The organism is Streptomyces sp. NBC_00016, assembly GCF_045040885.1.
Lineage (GTDB): Bacteria > Actinomycetota > Actinomycetes > Streptomycetales > Streptomycetaceae > Streptomyces > Streptomyces coriariae.
The window spans coordinates 5287965-5306088 of sequence record NZ_CP108304.1; the positions used below are offsets into that span (position 1 = coordinate 5287965).

Consider the following 18124-nt stretch of genomic DNA (forward strand, 5'->3'; position numbering starts at 1 on the left):
CCACGCCTCACCCCCGGTGACAATGAACGGGTGCGGTACAGAATTCTGGGCGTCACCCAGACAGCGGACGACCAGGGCAACGCCGTACCCGTTCCCGGTGCCCGGCTCCGCGCCCTCCTCACGGCCCTGGCCCTGCGCCCGGGCCGGCTCACCGCCCCGGAGACCCTCATCGAGGAGGTGTGGGGCGATACCCCGCCCCAGGACGCCCCGGCCGCCCTCCAGGCCCTGATCGGCCGTCTGCGCCGCGCCGTCGGCAAGGACAGCGTCACCTCCGCCCCGGGCGGGTACCGCCTCGCCGCGACCGGGGACGACGTCGACCTCTTCGTCTTCGAACGTCTCGTACGCCAGGGCAACGAAGCGCTGGGACGAGGTGACGCCCCGACGGCCGCCCGCACCCTGGACGACGCCCTCGCCCTGTGGCGCGGACCCGCCCTCGCCGACCTCCCCGACCGCACCGCGGCCACCCGCCCCGAGGCGCTCCGGATGGAGGCCACCCGCGCGCGTGCCGAGGCGGACCTCCTCCTCGGCCGCGCCCGCGAAGCCGTACCGCGCCTGACCGAACTGGCCGCGGCGCACCCGTACGACGAGCCGCTGCACGCCCTCCTCATCCGCGCCCTGCGCGACACCGGCCGCGAAGCCGACGCCCTCGCCGCGTACGAGACCGCCCGCCGCACCCTTGCCGACGGCCTCGGCACCGACCCGGGCCCGCACCTGCGCGCCCTGCACACCGAGCTCCTCAACCGCCCGCAACCGGCCCATGGCGCCTCACCGGCCCATGGCGCCTCACCGGCCCATGGCGCCTCACCGGCCCATGGCGCCTCACCGGCCCATGGCGCCTCACCGGCCCATGGCGCCCCATCCGCCCACAGCCCCGACCCGGTTGCACCGCCGACGCCCCGTGCACCGCTGCAACTCCCCGAGCGCACCGGCAACATCCGTCCGCGACTTACCTCCTTCGTGGGCCGGGAACCCGAGCTCGACGCCATCCGTTCCGAACTGCACAGGGCCCGTCTCGTCACGCTCACCGGACCGGGCGGCTCCGGGAAGACCCGCCTCGCCGAGGAAGCCGCCGCCGGGCTCCCGCAGGCGTGGCTGGCCGAGCTGGCGCCGCTCGACCGGCCGGAGGCGGTGCCGGGCGCGGTGGTCAGTGCCCTCGGTCTGCGCGAGACCGTCCTGATGACCACCGAGCTTGCGTCCCCGCAGGACGACCCGGTCGCCCTCCTCGTCGAGTACTGCGCCCCGCGCAGCCAACTCCTGATCCTTGACAACTGCGAACATGTCATCGGCGCGGCCGCCACCCTCGCCGAGACCCTCCTCACCCGCTGCCCAGGGCTCACGATCCTCGCCACCAGCCGTGAACCCCTGGGCGTCCCCGGCGAGTCGGTCCGCCCGGTCGAGCCCCTCCTCCCCGACCAGGCGCACCGCCTCTTCACCGAGCGCGCGGCCGCCGTCCGCCCCGACGCGGCAGCCGCCCTGCGGGACGAGGAGGCGATCGCGGAGATCTGCCGGCGACTGGACGGACTGCCGCTCGCCATCGAACTGGCCGCCGCCCGGCTCCGGCTGCTCACCCCGCGCCAGATCGCCGACCGCCTCGACGGCCGATTCCGCCTCCTCACCTCGGGCAGCCGCACGGTCCTGCCCCGCCAGCAGACCCTGCGTGCCGTCGTCGACTGGTCGTGGGACCTGCTCGACGAACCGGAGCGCACACTGCTGCGCGAGCTGTCCGTGTTCGCGGGCGGCTGGGACCTGGAGGCGGCGGAAGCCGTGTGCACCGGCCCGGTCGCGGACCTGGTCGGCGCGCTCGTCGACAAGTCCCTGGTCGTCGCCGCGCCGTGCGAGCGGGGCGACGGAGACGGCATGCGCTACCGCATGCTGGAGACGATCCACGAGTACGCCACCGAACGCGCCGCCGAGCTCCCCCGGTGCCGCGCGGCGGCCCGAGGGCGCCACCTCGCGTGGGTGCGCGCGCTCGTCGAGCGGGCCGACCCGCTGCTGCGCTCCGCCGGGCAACTCCTCTGGATCTCCCGCCTGGAGACCGAACTGGACAACATCCGGGTGGCCCTCCAGCGCGCGCTCACCTCGGGCGACGAGGAGGAGGCCATCGCCCTCTGTCTCGCGACGGGCTGGTTCTGGTGGCTGCGCAACTACCGCCACGAGGGCGCCGAGTGGAGCGACCGGACCCTGCGCCTCGGCGCCGTCCTGGACACCCTCCGGGAGACCGCGCCCGAAGGGCCGTGCACCGTCCCCGCCGACCTCACCGCCCGCATGGCCGCCCTGGACCCCGTCGACGCCCTGCTCGGAACACCCGCCGCCACGGAGGAGGCCCACCCCCGGCACGCGCAGCGGATGAACCTGCGGATGCTGAACCTGTTCCTGCTGTCGGAGTCCGAGCCGAAGGACCTCGTGGCGGACCCGCGCTACCAGGAGTACCTGGTCCGCCTGCGCGCCGACTACGAGCCGGGCGGCCCCCGATCGGCGCGGATGCCCGGCCTGCTCTGGCCGCTGACGGCCTTCCAGATGCGGGACATGGTCGACGTCCGGGGGGTCCTGGACCGGGCCGTCGCCAACTGCCGCCTCCACGGCGGTGACTGGGAGCTCGGCTGCGCCCTGATGTTCCGCACCCACATGGTCGTCGACTCACCCGGCGGGCTGCACGGCGTGGACGACGACCTGGCGGAGCTGCGCGTGCTCAGCCTGCGCGTCGGCGACCGCTGGATGCGGGCCCAGGTGTGCGGCGCGGCCGGCGAGGCGGAGATGGCGCGCGGCCGTTTCGCGGCGGCGGAGCGGGAGTACCGCGAGGCGCTGCGGCTCGCCTACGAGGTCGGGGCGTACGCCGAGTCGCCGTTCCTCATGGCCCGGCTCGCGGAGATCTCCTACCGCTCGGGCGACGTCGAGGGCGCCCTGACCGCGCTGGACGAGGCGAACAGCGCCGCCGACCGCTACGGCGTGCCCGACGTCCGGGCGTTCGTCCTCCTGCTGCGCTCCCACATCGCGCTGCACGAGGGGGAAGTGGCCCGCGCGCGCGTGCTCTGCGACGAGGTCCGCGTGGCGGCCGGGATGGGCACCCCGCCGCCCCAGTTCGTGGCGGCGCTGAACATGCTCGACGCGGACCTCACCGCCGCCGAGTCCGGCCCGGAGCACGGCCTGCCGATGCTCGCCGACACACTGCGCCAGGCGGTGGCCGACCAGTGCGCCGAGGCGGTGACGTCGTCGATCCTGGACAGCGCGGCGCACCTGCTGACCCAGCTCGGGGACCACCCGCGCGCGACCCGTCTCCTGGCGGCCGCCGACGCCCTCCTCGGCCCCCACCCGCGTCCAGCCCCGCAGCACGTCCGGGCCGAGCTGGCCGACGCCGCCGCCCGCGACGCCCTGGGCGCCGAGCGTTACGCGGCCGAGCGCGCCCTGGGCACACCCCTGACGGTGACCGACGCCCTGTACGAGCTCACGGACGGCGTGCGCGACCACCCGGCCGGACCGCCGGCCGCGCCCGCGCAGGCGCCTACGAGCAGGTGAACCCGGAGTCCGCCCAGTCCGCGAGCGCCACCGAGTCGAGGCCGCTGTGCGGCTCGACGACCAGGCGCACGGTGCTGCGGCCGACGAGATTCACATGGACGGGCACGGCCGGGTCGCCGCCCTTGATCACCCCGGACGTCCAGACCCGGCGCCCGTCGGCGTAGACGGCGAAGGAGACCTTGCCGAGTTTCATCGTCAGGTCGTCGACGCCGACGAGCGCGTCGTAGGAGGAGCACGCCCGGTTGAGGTCGACGGTGACCGAGGAGTCGCCGTGCACGGTCACCCCGTGCTCGTACCACCGGTCCGCGATGGACAGCCCGTATCGCTGCCACACCCAGCTGCTGCCGCCGAGCCGGATCTCGGGTCCGGTTCCGTCACCGCTGACGTCGAAGGGCAGCCCGCTCAGCGGATGGACGACCGGGGCAGGCGGCGGCGTGGGTGCCGGAGTCGGTGTGGGCGTGGGGGTCGGGGTGGGTGTCGGGGTGGGTGTCGGGGTCGGGGTCGGGACGGGGGTGGGCGTCGGGCTGGGCGTGGGGGTCGGCGTCGGCGTGGGCGTCGACCCGGGGCCGCGGGTCGGGGTCGGGGCGGCCGCGGGGACGATCGCCGGGGGCTGCGGCTCGCGCTCCTTCGTCGGCGTCGGCGTCGGGGCGGGTGTCGGATCGTCGGGCTGCGCGACCGGTGCCGGCGCGGACGCCGGGGGTCCGGCCTTCGGCTGCGCCGCGGGACCGCCGTGGCCGATGAGCGCGAGGGTCACCGCGGCGGCCGCCACCGCGACCACACCGGCCGCGATCCCGGCCTTCACGGGGGCGCCCAGGCCCTCCGAGGCCAGCGCTCCGCCACCCGCGCCCGCTCCGCTCGAGGAACCGCTCGCCGCGGCGGCCGCGCCCGCGGCGCCCGCCGCACCCGCACCGGCACCGCCGGCGATGAGCGCCACCGCCTTGGCGTACCCGGCGGCGCCGAACCAGCCGATGACCGCGACCGGCACGACGGCGGGGATGCTGCCGGCGACCTCCTCGATCTGGAGGGCGGCCAGCCGGCACTTGGCGCACTCCTCCAGGTGCTTGCGCAGCCCTCGTTCGGCCCGGGTGCGCAGCCTGCGGCGGGCGTAGGTGCCGAGCTGGTCGGCGTAGCCGGCGCAACTCTCGTCGCTGGTGAGGGTGGCGCTGACATGGGCCTGGAGGTAGGCCTGCTTGAGTCCCTCACGGGCGCGGCTGGCGAGCACGCGCGTGCCGTTGGCGTCGAGGCCGAAGAGCATGGCGACCTCGCTCGGCGACTCGTCCTCGACCTCGGTGTGCCACAGCACCGCCTGCCAGCGCTCGGGCAGCGAGCGGAATGCCTGCATGGCCATGGACTGCTCGGCCTCGTGCATCGCGCGCACGTCGGCGCCCAGCTCCAGGCCCGCTCCGAAGGAGCCGATGGCCACCGTGTCGTCGGCGGCTTCGGAGGAGCGGGTGGCCTGCGCGGCGAACACCGCGAAGTCGTCGACGAGTTGCTCCCGCTTCGCCGACCGCGTCCAGTCGGCGGCCACTCGCCGCACGCAGGTGAGGAGATAGGCGCGGACGGCGTACTCGGGTCCTGAGCCGCCGCGCACCGCCTGGAGCATGCGGGCGAAGACCTCGGCGGTGAGGTCGTCGGCGGTGTGCGCGTCCCGGCAGCAGGTGCGGGCGTAGCGGCGCACGGCGTCGGCGTGCCGCCGGTACAGCTCCTCGTACGCCGTGTCGTCGCCCGAGCGCATCCGGTCGATCAGGTCGGTGTCGGCCGGCGGCAGGTCCCGCGGCGGCGGCAGGAAGAGCTCGGCCCGCCGCTCGCGCTGGGCCGGAACGCTGCCCTCGGCCCCGTCGTCGAGCGGACGCAGCGGTGGACGGGCCGCCGGACCGCCCGGGCGGCCAGCTGTCGGACCGCCCAGGTGCCCGCTCGCGCGTCCACCCTGGCTCGGCACCTGCGGTGAGGTCGGGCCGTCGGCCTCCGTGTCACCGTCACCGGATGGACCGAGCGAGTCGTCCCCACCGTCAACACTCATTGCGGAAAGCCCCCGCCGCCGGCCCAACCAGTCCTGACCACCGGGTCAGAGTGCCATATTGGCTTTTGTTCAGGACCCCGTGGGACGGACCGTCCACTCGTCCGTGGGGACCTGACGCAATCCAGTACTAGGTTTCACCCGTTCGGGGAAGGTTCAACTGTCGTGCCACGGGCAGCAGTTGAGCTCCCTGCCGGGAATGTCGCGAATATCCGACGCGGTGGACGAGGGCGGGGGGCACGCGCCACCCCCGCCCACCGTCACCCTTTCGAGCCACCGGCCCGCAGGCCGCCGAAGCCGCCTGGCCCGGCCCTCACGAAGAGGGACGCGACCGCAGGCCCTCCAGCAGGATGTCCAGCAGCCGCGCCGAGGCCGCCGCCTGCTGAGCCGGATCCGGCAGCGAGGGCGCCGCCGTCGCGATGACCAGCAGGACGTCCGACACCGACACGTCGGTGCGCAGTTCGCCCGCCTCCCGCGCCCGCTCCACCAACAGGCCGACGACCTCGAGCAGCGCCGCCGCTCCGGCGTCGTCGACGGCCGCCGTCGTGCCGTCGCCCGCGACGAGCCGCAGTTCACCGCCGCCCGACTGGGTCCGCTGCTGCGGCACCCGCGCCTCGTCGGCCGGCACACCCTCGGCTTCGTCCTCCGCGACGCCGACCCGCAGCACCTGCGGCGGCAGCAACCGCCCGGCGCCGGATGCCACGGACGTCCGCAGGAAACGCGACAGCGCCGACCACGGCTCGTCCTCCTGGCCGAGCGCCGCCCGCGCCTGATCGGTCAGCCGGGACGTCTCCTCCTCGGCTATCCGCCGCACCAGGACGTCCTTGCTCGGGAAGCGCCGGTACACCGTGCCGACCCCGACCCGCGCGCGCCGCGCCACGTCCTCCATCGGCGCGCCGTAACCCAGCTCGCCGAACACCTCGCGCGCCGCGCGCAGTACATGCTCCAGATTGCGCTGTGCGTCCACCCGCAGTGGTGCCGTCCGCGCGCCTTCTCCGCGTCCGTTGCCCACCGCCGTACCGACCGCGCCGCCTGGTGAAAGGGCCGACGTGGACGACCAATGCGAATTGTGAGTGTGCATGAATGTTCCCCCGGTAATGACGTCTCCCCCCGGAGACTCTCCCCGCCATCGAAAGTCGGGGGCGTGGAACACAGGGGACGGCCTCCCCGGGCCCACCCGTCGCAGACCCGCAGAGCACTTCCCCCTGACACCCCGTCGACACACGAACATAGTTGAGAGGGAGTCAATTCAGAAGGGGCAGGTTCCGCACGGAGCGCCCCCCGATCGGAGTACGGGCCGTATACGTCCCGATTGCACCCCTTCCCGCACCCCGGCGCACAGCCGCTGACCTGCGCTCCTGCCCCGCACTCCGATGTTTCGGCCAACCCTGCGCACACCCGACTCGCGGTCACACAAATTGTCGGGGCTGTGGACAAACTCCGGCGTCCGGTGCGTCATGGGATGGTGAAGGAACGTGCGCGCATTCTCGTTGTCGGCGGCGGCTACGTCGGGATGTACACGGCCCTGCGGCTCCAGCAGAAGCTGAAACAGGAACTCGGCCGGGGCGAGGCCGAGATCACGGTCGTCACACCCGACCCGTACATGACGTACCAGCCCTTCCTCCCCGAGGCCGCCGCGGGCTCCATCTCCCCCCGGCACGTCGTCGTGCCCCTGCGCCGCGTCCTGCCCCACTGCCGGGTCGTGGTCGGCGAGGTCACCGCCGTCGACCACGCCAAGCGCAGCGCCACCCTCACCACCCTCGCCACCGACGAAGAGGGCACCGGCCCCCAGCAGCTGACGTACGACGAACTCGTCCTCGCGCCCGGTTCCGTCTCCCGCACGCTGCCCATCCCCGGCCTCGCCGACCACGCCATCGGCTTCAAGACCGTCGAGGAAGCCATCGGGCTGCGCAACCACGTCATCGAACAGATGGACATCGCCTCCTCCACGCGCGACCCCGCGATCCGCGACGCCGCCCTCACCTTCGTCTTCGTCGGCGGCGGCTACGCGGGCGTGGAGGCGCTCGGCGAGCTGGAGGACATGGCCCGCTACACCACGCGCTACTACCACAACGTCAAGCCCGAGGACCTGAAGTGGATCCTGGTCGAGGCCTCCGACCGGATCCTGCCGGAGGTCGGCGCCGACATGGGCCGCTACACGGTCAGCGAACTGCGCCGCCGCAACATCGACGTACGCCTCGACACCCGCCTGGAGTCCTGCGCCGACCGCATCGCCGTCCTCAGCGACGGCGCCCGCTTCCCGACCCGTACGGTCGTGTGGACCGCCGGCGTGAAACCCCACCCGCTCCTCGCCGCCACCGACCTCCCGCTGAACGCACGAGGCCGGCTGAAATGCACCCCCGAGCTGGCCATCGACGGCGCCACGCACGCGTGGGCGGCCGGAGACGCCGCCGCCGTCCCCGACGTGACGGCCGACGAGCCAGGCAAGGAGACCGCCCCGAACGCCCAGCACGCCGTCCGCCAGGCCAAGGTCCTCGCCGACAACATCGTGCGCTCCCTGCGCGGCGAACCCCTGCTGCCGTACTCCCACAAGTACGTCGGCTCGGTCGCCTCGCTCGGCCTCCACAAGGGCGTCGCCCACGTCTACGGGCGCAAGCTCAAGGGCTACCCGGCCTGGTTCATGCACCGCGCGTACCACCTCAGCCGCGTGCCCACCTTCAACCGCAAAGCACGCGTGCTCGCCGAATGGACCCTCTCCGGGCTCTTCAAACGGGAGATCGTTTCCCTGGGATCCCTCGAACATCCCCGCGCGGAGTTCGAACTCGCTGCCGGTGGAAAGCCTTCTGACGAGTCTTCCGGCGACCCGAAGGGGTCGTCCTGACCGGATCCAGGAACTCCACCGACCGCCCCCACGTCTGACGAATGTCGGCCCGGACGGCGGCCACACTGCCAGACTGCTCCCTGCTCCAGTCCCTCCCGAGCCCTTCCCGGCGGGCCACCACCCGCCCCCCGACCCACGAGGCCGTTCCACGTGCTCCACACCCCGGGTGCTGTAACAATGTGCGGCCACCGCCGCGCGGCCACCGCAGCCCAGGCCGGGCCCGGAGCCGGGCCGCCGACGACTACACGAGGCAAGGATTCGTGAACTTCACGCGCTGGAGCGCCCGGCTCCCCGGAACGCAGCGCCGCGCCGCCGCGCGAGCCGAGCACCCGGTCACCACCACGGACCGGCGGAGCGAAGGCTCCGTACCCGCGGCCCGCGCCGAACGACTCACCGACGAGCCGCCCCCGGTGCCCGCCGTCGACGAGCTCCCGGTCCGTGAGGTCCTCGACCGCGTCCCGGCCCTCGTCGCCCTCGTCCACGGCCCCGACCACCGCCTCGCCTACGTCAACGACGCCTACGCGGCGGCCTTCGGCGTACGTCGCTGCGGCGAACCGGCCTCCGAGGCACTCCCCGAACTCCGCGACCTGGGCCTCATGCCCCTCCTCGACCAGGCCCTGCGCAGCGGCAAGCCCCGCACCCTGAAGTCCCGCAAGGCCCCCGACGGCCGCTCCTACACCTTCACCTGCACCCCGGCCGCCGAGGACAACGGCAAGGGCACCGTCCTGATCTTCGCCACCGACGTCACCGACCACGCCGAAGCCGCCGAACGACTCAGAACCAGCGAACGCCGCCAGCGCGAGACCGCCGTCACCCTCCAGCGCTCCCTCCTCCCCCAGGAGCTCGAAGAACCCGACGACCTGCGCATCGCCGCCACCTACCAGCCCGGCGGCACCGAGGCAGCGGTCGGCGGCGACTGGTACGACGTCATCACCCTCGGAGGCGGCCGCACCGCCCTCGTCATCGGCGACGTCATGGGCCGAGGCGTCCGCGCGGCAGCCGTCATGGGCCAGCTCCGCACGGCGGTCCGGGCGTACGCCCGCCTCGACCTGCCCCCGCACGAGATCCTCCAGCTCCTCGACGGCCTCGCCGCGGAGATCGACGCCAATCAGATCGCCACCTGCGTGTACGCCATCCACGACCCCAACGAGGGCCGACTGGTGTACGCCTCCGCGGGCCACCTGCCCATCCTGGTCCGCGACGACAACGGCACCGTCCTGCGCGCCGACGAACCCACCGGCCCGCCCCTGGGCACCGGCGGCTGGATGCACGCCTCCGGCTCGATCCCCCTCGGCCCCGGCTCCACGGCCGTCCTCTACACGGACGGCCTGGTCGAACGCAGGGACGAAGACCTCGACGAAGGCATCGCGTCCCTGGAGCGCGCCCTGTCCGGCGCGACCGGAACCCCCCAGGTCGTCTGCGACCGGCTGGTCCGCTCGGCCGGCGTCACCGCCGACCACGACGACGACGTCGCCGTCCTGGTCCTCCAGCACCCGGCCCGCACCGGCCCCGACGGCGAGCTGTTCCGCAACGCGGCCCTGGAGCTCCTGGGCGGCGTCGAGGCGGCCCCACGCGCGCGTGCCTTCGCCTCCGGTGTCCTGACCAGCTGGCGCTTCCCGCCCGACCTGCACGACCTCGGCGTCCTCGCCGCCAGCGAACTCGTCGCCAACTCCCTCCAGCACGGCACCCCGCCCATGCGCCTGCGCCTGCGCCGCACGGACCGCCGCCTGATCATCGAGGTCACCGACGGCGACGACCACCTCCCGCGCCGCCGCCGCGCCGAACCGGGCGACGAGTCGGGCCGAGGCATCGCCATCGTCGCCACGATCGCCTCCCACTGGGGCAGCCGCCGCACCCCGGGCGGCGGAAAGGCCGTCTGGTGCGAGTTCGTCCTGCCGAAGCCCGCGGAGTGACGGCCTCAGGGCCGGGGAAGGCGCCCCGGCCGGGTCACGGCCGCCCGCCGACAGGAAAGGCAAAGGCGGCCGCCGCCCTTTCGGACGACGACCGCCTCCACCCGCCTCACGCCTCGGCGGCCACCGGCTCCGCCACCGCGCCACCACGCGCGACCACCCGCTTCCGCGCCAGCCACGGCTGATCCTGGACGGCGGTCAGCTGCCGTCCCAGCCGCAGCGCCAGGTAGGTGATGCCCAGCGAGAACAGCAGGAACGTCACGATGTACGGCGCGTGCAGCGAGGCCCCCATCGGCCCGCCCACCGCCGGCCCGACGGCCAGCGCGAGCTGCTTCACCAGGGCGAACGCCGAGTTGTACTGTCCCGCCAGACCGGCCGGCGCCAGATCGGCCACCAGCGGCGCGACCGTCGGCGACAACATCGCCTCGCCCAGCCCGAACAGCGCGTACGTCGACACGAACGCGGCCGTCGCCATCTCCCGACTGCCGTGGCCGAGCCCCGCGTACCCGGCGACGACCCACGCGACGGCCCAGATCAGCCCCACGGCCGCGATCACCCGGGACCGCTTCTGCCGCTCGACGAACTTCAGCACGGCGAACTGCGCGACGACGATCATCGCGGTGTTGGCGGCGAGCGCGGTCCCCAGCGCGGACGTCGAGATCCCGGCGGCCTCGACCCCGTACGCGCTCAGCCCCGACTCGAACTGTCCGTAGCAGGCGAAGAACAGCACGAAGCCCAGCACACACAGCTGCACCATCGCCCGGTTGCCGAGCAACCGCTTCCAGCTGCCTCCGGCAGCCTGCGGGGCGTCCCCGACCCGCGGAGCGTGCGGCAGCCGCACGGTCGACAGCACCACGGCGAGCAGCAGGAACATCGCCGCCTCGATGGCGAACAGCAGCGTGAACGAGGACACGCGCGTGGTGTCCACGAGATGCCCACCGATCAGTCCGCCCACGCCGAGCCCGAGGTTCTGAAGGAAGAACTGCGTCGCGAACGCCCGCGACCGGGTCTCCGTGGTCGAGCAGTCCACGATCATCGTGGCCAGCGCCGGCTGCATCACGGCCTGCCCGGCGCCGAGCGCGGCCGCGGCGGCCAGTACGGCGGTGGCGTTGCCGGCGAGCCCCAGGCTCAGCGCGCCCAGCGCGGCGGTGACCAGGGCGGCGAGCAGGACCGGCAGTGGACCGCGCCGCACGATCGCCCGGCCGGCGAACGGCAGCACGATCAGCGCGGCCACGGCGAAGACGGCGAGGACCAGCCCCGCCGTCATGGCCCCCAGTCCCCGCACCTGCGCCACATAGACGTACAGGTAGGGGACGGTGAAGCCGAGCCCGAACGCGCTGAGTGCGTTGCCCACGTGGATCCGGCGCATCGCTGCGCCCCTCGCCCTGGTCACGTTCACCTCTCTCAGGTGGTCGTCGTCGGTACACCGGGCCCGAGCAGCGTCAGTACTTCCGCTGCCTCAGTACTTAGTGCCGAAGACTTCGAAGCTAAAGTTAGAAGCTAAACTGTACACCGCGAAGAACTTCAACGCGAACGAGCCCCGTGCGATACTTGCGCCCATGGGCGACACCCCCGGCACGGTCGGCACCGGCAGCGGCGGCGAGCCGACCCTCGAAGAGCAGATCGCGGCCTATCAGCGCGAATTCCAGGACCTCGACCCCCAGGTCGAGAAGATCGTCTCGGCGCTCTCCCGCCTGAACCGCCGGATGAACGTCGCCTATGGCCGCCAGACCGCGGACCTCGGCATCAGCAACGCCGAGTGGGAGGTCCTCAAGGCACTGGTCCTCTCCGGGGCCCCCTATCGCCTGGGACCCAGCGATCTGGCCAAGCGCCTCGGCCTGACGCCGGCCGCGATGACCCACCGGATCGACCGCATGCTCGCCGAAGGACTGGTGACCCGTGAGCGGGACGAGTCCAATCGCGTGCGCGTGATCGTCGAGCTGACGCCCGAGGGTCGCGAGAAGTGGCTGGAGGCGATGCGCATGGCGACGGTCTTCGAGGAGGACCTCCTCCAGGACCTCTCCGCGGACGAGCGGACGGTCCTGGGCGAGGTCCTGACCAGACTCCTGCGCCGGGTGGAGCACGCCCAGCCGGACGCCGGCGGCCGGCTCAGCGACCTCGACTGAGCAGCCCACCCCGGGCGGGCTAAAAGATCTTGACAGGGGTGGTTGACATCCCCATCCAGGGTCCGTAAAGTTCTTCGGGTTGCCAGGGAGCCGTAACGGTTCTTCGACAGCACCTCCGCCGCAGTAGCGGCACTACAAACCACCAGCACGATCTCCCCATGGGGTCGAATTCGGCGTGCCCGAATTCAATTCGATTTGGGGTCGGCAGCCCGATTAGGAACTGCCGAGCGGATCCGCTAAGGTTTGAGACGTCGGAACGGCCCAACAGCCGGGAAGACAAGCCCCCTCTGACTGGGAATCAGGCCCGAAAGGATCTGATAGAGTCGGAACCGCCGGAAAGGGAAACGCGAAAGCGAGAACCTGGAAAGCACCGAGGAAATCGGGTCGAGAAAAGATCTGATAGAGTCGGAAACGCAAGACCGAAGGGAAGCGCCCGGAGGAAAGCCTGAGAGAGTCTCTCGGGTGAGTACAAAGGAAGCGTCCGTTCCTTGAGAACTCAACAGCGTGCCAAAAATCAACGCCAGATATGTTGATACCCCGTCCCCGGCAGTGATAGCCGAGGATGAGGTTCCTTTGAAACAAAACACAGCGAGGACGCTGTGAACGGCCGGGCTTATTCCGCCTGGCTGTTCCGCTCTCGTGGTGTCGACCGGATTACCGGTAAACATTCACGGAGAGTTTGATCCTGGCTCAGGACGAACGCTGGCGGCGTGCTTAACACATGCAAGTCGAACGATGAACCACTTCGGTGGGGATTAGTGGCGAACGGGTGAGTAACACGTGGGCAATCTGCCCTTCACTCTGGGACAAGCCCTGGAAACGGGGTCTAATACCGGATAATACTTCCACTCGCATGGGTGGGGGTTAAAAGCTCCGGCGGTGAAGGATGAGCCCGCGGCCTATCAGCTTGTTGGTGAGGTAATGGCTCACCAAGGCGACGACGGGTAGCCGGCCTGAGAGGGCGACCGGCCACACTGGGACTGAGACACGGCCCAGACTCCTACGGGAGGCAGCAGTGGGGAATATTGCACAATGGGCGAAAGCCTGATGCAGCGACGCCGCGTGAGGGATGACGGCCTTCGGGTTGTAAACCTCTTTCAGCAGGGAAGAAGCGAAAGTGACGGTACCTGCAGAAGAAGCGCCGGCTAACTACGTGCCAGCAGCCGCGGTAATACGTAGGGCGCAAGCGTTGTCCGGAATTATTGGGCGTAAAGAGCTCGTAGGCGGTCTGTCACGTCGGATGTGAAAGCCCGGGGCTTAACCCCGGGTCTGCATTCGATACGGGCAGACTAGAGTGTGGTAGGGGAGATCGGAATTCCTGGTGTAGCGGTGAAATGCGCAGATATCAGGAGGAACACCGGTGGCGAAGGCGGATCTCTGGGCCATTACTGACGCTGAGGAGCGAAAGCGTGGGGAGCGAACAGGATTAGATACCCTGGTAGTCCACGCCGTAAACGGTGGGAACTAGGTGTTGGCGACATTCCACGTCGTCGGTGCCGCAGCTAACGCATTAAGTTCCCCGCCTGGGGAGTACGGCCGCAAGGCTAAAACTCAAAGGAATTGACGGGGGCCCGCACAAGCAGCGGAGCATGTGGCTTAATTCGACGCAACGCGAAGAACCTTACCAAGGCTTGACATACACCGGAAACGTCTGGAGACAGGCGCCCCCTTGTGGTCGGTGTACAGGTGGTGCATGGCTGTCGTCAGCTCGTGTCGTGAGATGTTGGGTTAAGTCCCGCAACGAGCGCAACCCTTGTTCTGTGTTGCCAGCATGCCCTTCGGGGTGATGGGGACTCACAGGAGACTGCCGGGGTCAACTCGGAGGAAGGTGGGGACGACGTCAAGTCATCATGCCCCTTATGTCTTGGGCTGCACACGTGCTACAATGGCCGGTACAAAGAGCTGCGAAACCGTGAGGTGGAGCGAATCTCAAAAAGCCGGTCTCAGTTCGGATTGGGGTCTGCAACTCGACCCCATGAAGTCGGAGTTGCTAGTAATCGCAGATCAGCATTGCTGCGGTGAATACGTTCCCGGGCCTTGTACACACCGCCCGTCACGTCACGAAAGTCGGTAACACCCGAAGCCGGTGGCCCAACCCCTTGTGGGAGGGAGCTGTCGAAGGTGGGACTGGCGATTGGGACGAAGTCGTAACAAGGTAGCCGTACCGGAAGGTGCGGCTGGATCACCTCCTTTCTAAGGAGCACTTCTAAGCCTGTCCCTTCGGGGGCCGGTTCAGAGGCCAGTACATCGGCGTACGTCCGATGCTGGTTGCTCATGGGTGGAACGTTGATTATTCGGCATTCTCAGTCATCTCGGGCTGCAAGTACTGTTCTTCGGAGCGTGGAAAGCTGATCACGAGTGGCGGGGGTGCCGGGCACGCTGTTGGGTATCTGAGGGTATGGCCGTATGGCTGCCTTCAGTGCCGGCCCCAGTGCACTCGGATCCGTTAAGGGTTCGGGGTGATGGGTGGCTGGTCGTTGTTTGAGAACTGCACAGTGGACGCGAGCATCTGTGGCCAAGTTTTTAAGGGCGCACGGTGGATGCCTTGGCACCAGGAACCGATGAAGGACGTGGGAGGCCACGATAGTCCCCGGGGAGTCGTCAACCAGGCTTTGATCCGGGGGTTTCCGAATGGGGAAACCCGGCAGTCGTCATGGGCTGTCACCCGCTGCTGAACACATAGGCAGTGTGGAGGGAACGCGGGGAAGTGAAACATCTCAGTACCCGCAGGAAGAGAAAACAACCGTGATTCCGGGAGTAGTGGCGAGCGAAACCGGATGAGGCCAAACCGTATACGTGTGAGACCCGGCAGGGGTTGCGTGTACGGGGTTGTGGGATCTCTCTTTCACAGTCTGCCGGCTGTGAGACGAGTCAGAAACCGTTGATGTAGGCGAAGGACATGCGAAAGGTCCGGCGTAGAGGGTAAGACCCCCGTAGTCGAAACGTCAACGGCTCGTTTGAGAGACACCCAAGTAGCACGGGGCCCGAGAAATCCCGTGTGAATCTGGCGGGACCACCCGCTAAGCCTAAATATTCCCTGGTGACCGATAGCGGATAGTACCGTGAGGGAATGGTGAAAAGTACCGCGGGAGCGGAGTGAAATAGTACCTGAAACCGTGTGCCTACAAGCCGTGGGAGCGTCGCGCATTGAGTTTACTCAATGCGTCGTGACTGCGTGCCTTTTGAAGAATGAGCCTGCGAGTTTGCGGTGTGTTGCGAGGTTAACCCGAGTGGGGAAGCCGTAGCGAAAGCGAGTCCGAATAGGGCGTTTCAGTAGCACGCTCAAGACCCGAAGCGGAGTGATCTAGCCATGGGCAGGTTGAAGCGGAGGTAAGACTTCGTGGAGGACCGAACCCACCAGGGTTGAAAACCTGGGGGATGACCTGTGGTTAGGGGTGAAAGGCCAATCAAACTCCGTGATAGCTGGTTCTCCCCGAAATGCATTTAGGTGCAGCGTCGTGTGTTTCTTGCCGGAGGTAGAGCACTGGATAGGCGATGGGCCCTACCGGGTTACTGACCTTAGCCAAACTCCGAATGCCGGTAAGTGAGAGCGCGGCAGTGAGACTGTGGGGGATAAGCTCCATGGTCGAGAGGGAAACAGCCCAGAGCATCGACTAAGGCCCCTAAGCGTACGCTAAGTGGGAAAGGATGTGGAGTCGCACAGACAACCAGGAGGTTGGCTTAGAAGCAGCCACCCTTGAAAGAGTGCGTAATAGCTCACTGGTCTAGTGATTCCGCGCCGACAATGTAGCGGGGCTCAAGCGTACCGCCGAAGTCGTGTCATTGCAGCTATAGGGCCAACGCCCGCTGTGATGGGTAGGGGAGCGTCGTGTGCCGGGTGAAGCAGCCGCGGAAGCGAGTTGTGGACGGTTCACGAGTGAGAATGCAGGCATGAGTAGCGATACACACGTGAGAAACGTGTGCGCCGATTGACTAAGGGTTCCTGGGTCAAGCTGATCTGCCCAGGGTAAGTCGGGACCTAAGGCGAGGCCGACAGGCGTAGTCGATGGATAACCGGTTGATATTCCGGTACCCGCTGTGAAGCGTCAAACATCGAACCAGGCGATGCTAAGTCCGTGAAGCCGTTCCGGACCCTTCGGGGAAAGGAAAGTGGTGGAGCCGACGAACCAGACTTGCAGTAGGTGAGTGATGGGGTGACGCAGGAAGGTAGTCCATCCCGGGCGGTGGTTGTCCCGGGGTAAGGGTGTAGGACGAACGGTAGGCAAATCCGCCGTTCACATAGTCTGAGACCTGATGCCGAGCCGATTGTGGCGAAGTGGATGATCCTATGCTGTCGAGAAAAGCCTCTAGCGAGTTTCATGGCGGCCCGTACCCTAAACCGACTCAGGTGGTCAGGTAGAGAATACCGAGGCGTTCGGGTGAACTATGGTTAAGGAACTCGGCAAAATGCCCCCGTAACTTCGGGAGAAGGGGGCCACGTCTGGTGAGAGCACTTGCTGCTCGAGCTGGGGGTGGCCGCAGAGACCAGCGAGAAGCGACTGTTTACTAAAAACACAGGTCCGTGCGAAGCCGTAAGGCGATGTATACGGACTGACGCCTGCCCGGTGCTGGAACGTTAAGGGGACCGGTTAGTCACTCTTCGGGGTGGCGAAGCTGAGAACTTAAGCGCCAGTAAACGGCGGTGGTAACTATAACCATCCTAAGGTAGCGAAATTCCTTGTCGGGTAAGTTCCGACCTGCACGAATGGCGTAACGACTTCTCGACTGTCTCAACCATAGGCCCGGTGAAATTGCACTACGAGTAAAGATGCTCGTTTCGCGCAGCAGGACGGAAAGACCCCGGGACCTTTACTACAGTTTGATATTGGTGTTCGGTTCGGCTTGTGTAGGATAGGTGGGAGACTTTGAAACGTGGACGCCAGTTCACGGTGAGTCGCCGTTGAAATACCACTCTGGTCGTGCTGGATGTCTAACCTGGGTCCGTGATCCGGATCAGGGACAGTGTCTGATGGGTAGTTTAACTGGGGCGGTTGCCTCCTAAAGAGTAACGGAGGCGCCCAAAGGTTCCCTCAGCCTGGTTGGCAATCAGGTGTTGAGTGTAAGTGCACAAGGGAGCTTGACTGTGAGACCGACGGGTCGAGCAGGGACGAAAGTCGGGACTAGTGATCCGGCGGTGGCTTGTGGAAGCGCCGTCGCTCAACGGATAAAAGGTACCCCGGGGATAACAGGCTGATCTTCCCCAAGAGTCCATATCGACGGGATGGTTTGGCACCTCGATGTCGGCTCGTCGCATCCTGGGGCTGGAGTCGGTCCCAAGGGTTGGGCTGTTCGCCCATTAAAGCGGTACGCGAGCTGGGTTTAGAACGTCGTGAGACAGTTCGGTCCCTATCCGCTGCGCGCGCAGGAATATTGAGAAGGGCTGTCCCTAGTACGAGAGGACCGGGACGGACGAACCTCTGGTGTGCCAGTTGTTCTGCCAAGGGCATGGCTGGTTGGCTACGTTCGGGAGGGATAACCGCTGAAAGCATCTAAGCGGGAAGCCTGCTTCGAGATGAGTATTCCCACCCCCTTGAGGGGTTAAGGCTCCCAGTAGACGACTGGGTTGATAGGCCGGATGTGGAAGCCCAGTAATGGGTGAAGCTGACTGGTACTAATAGGCCGAGGGCTTGTCCTCAGTTGCTCGCGTCCACTGTGTTGGTTCTGAAACCACGAACGGCCCCATGCCATGGTCACGGCATGGTGCGGCTGGACAGTT

Annotated in this window: 7 protein-coding genes and 2 rRNA genes; 6 read left to right on the plus strand and 3 right to left on the minus strand. The window is 68.4% G+C overall.

Annotated features, from left to right (window positions below; all coding sequences use genetic code 11):
* Positions 1–30 precede the first annotated feature (30 nt).
* Positions 31–3513: an AfsR/SARP family transcriptional regulator gene (locus OG933_RS23470; RefSeq protein WP_405628797.1), complete on the plus strand. Its 3483-nt coding sequence runs from the start codon at positions 31–33 to the stop codon at positions 3511–3513.
* On the opposite strand, the gene OG933_RS23475 is transcribed toward OG933_RS23470, so the two are convergent.
* Positions 3500–5533: a sigma-70 family RNA polymerase sigma factor gene (locus OG933_RS23475; RefSeq protein WP_405628798.1), complete on the minus strand. Its 2034-nt coding sequence runs from the start codon at positions 5531–5533 to the stop codon at positions 3500–3502. The genes OG933_RS23470 and OG933_RS23475 overlap by 14 nt on opposite strands.
* 310 nt (positions 5534–5843) lie before the next feature.
* Positions 5844–6611 (minus strand): helix-turn-helix domain-containing protein, encoded by a 768-nt coding sequence (locus OG933_RS23480; RefSeq protein WP_362536164.1) that lies wholly within the window; start codon positions 6609–6611, stop codon positions 5844–5846.
* Between the two features lie 381 nt (positions 6612–6992).
* Between OG933_RS23480 and OG933_RS23485 the strand changes: the two genes are divergently transcribed.
* Together OG933_RS23485 and OG933_RS23490 are read left to right on the plus strand one after the other, a co-directional pair.
* Complete coding sequence (locus tag OG933_RS23485; RefSeq protein WP_405628801.1) at positions 6993–8372, plus strand: NAD(P)/FAD-dependent oxidoreductase; 1380 nt, start codon at positions 6993–6995, stop codon at positions 8370–8372.
* Positions 8373–8632: 260 nt separating this feature from the next.
* On the plus strand, positions 8633–10285 hold the full coding sequence (locus OG933_RS23490) for a SpoIIE family protein phosphatase (protein WP_362536168.1): 1653 nt from the start codon (positions 8633–8635) through the stop codon (positions 10283–10285).
* Positions 10286–10391: 106 nt separating this feature from the next.
* Here the strand turns inward: OG933_RS23490 and OG933_RS23495 are convergent, their stop codons facing one another.
* Positions 10392–11651, minus strand: a complete 1260-nt coding sequence (locus OG933_RS23495; protein WP_020131238.1) for an MFS transporter — start codon at positions 11649–11651, stop codon at positions 10392–10394.
* Positions 11652–11841: 190 nt separating this feature from the next.
* Between OG933_RS23495 and OG933_RS23500 the strand changes: the two genes are divergently transcribed.
* The 3 genes from OG933_RS23500 to OG933_RS23510 all read left to right on the plus strand — a co-directional run bounded on the left by OG933_RS23500 (position 11842) and on the right by OG933_RS23510 (position 18043).
* A complete protein-coding gene (locus tag OG933_RS23500; RefSeq protein ID WP_020665696.1) occupies positions 11842–12408 on the plus strand; it encodes a MarR family winged helix-turn-helix transcriptional regulator in 567 nt (188 codons plus the stop codon).
* A gap of 667 nt (positions 12409–13075) precedes the next feature.
* Positions 13076–14601, plus strand: a 16S ribosomal RNA gene (locus tag OG933_RS23505).
* 320 nt (positions 14602–14921) lie between these two features.
* Positions 14922–18043, plus strand: a 23S ribosomal RNA gene (locus OG933_RS23510).
* Together the 16S and 23S rRNA genes form the textbook arrangement of a ribosomal RNA operon.
* Positions 18044–18124: the final 81 nt, after the last annotated feature.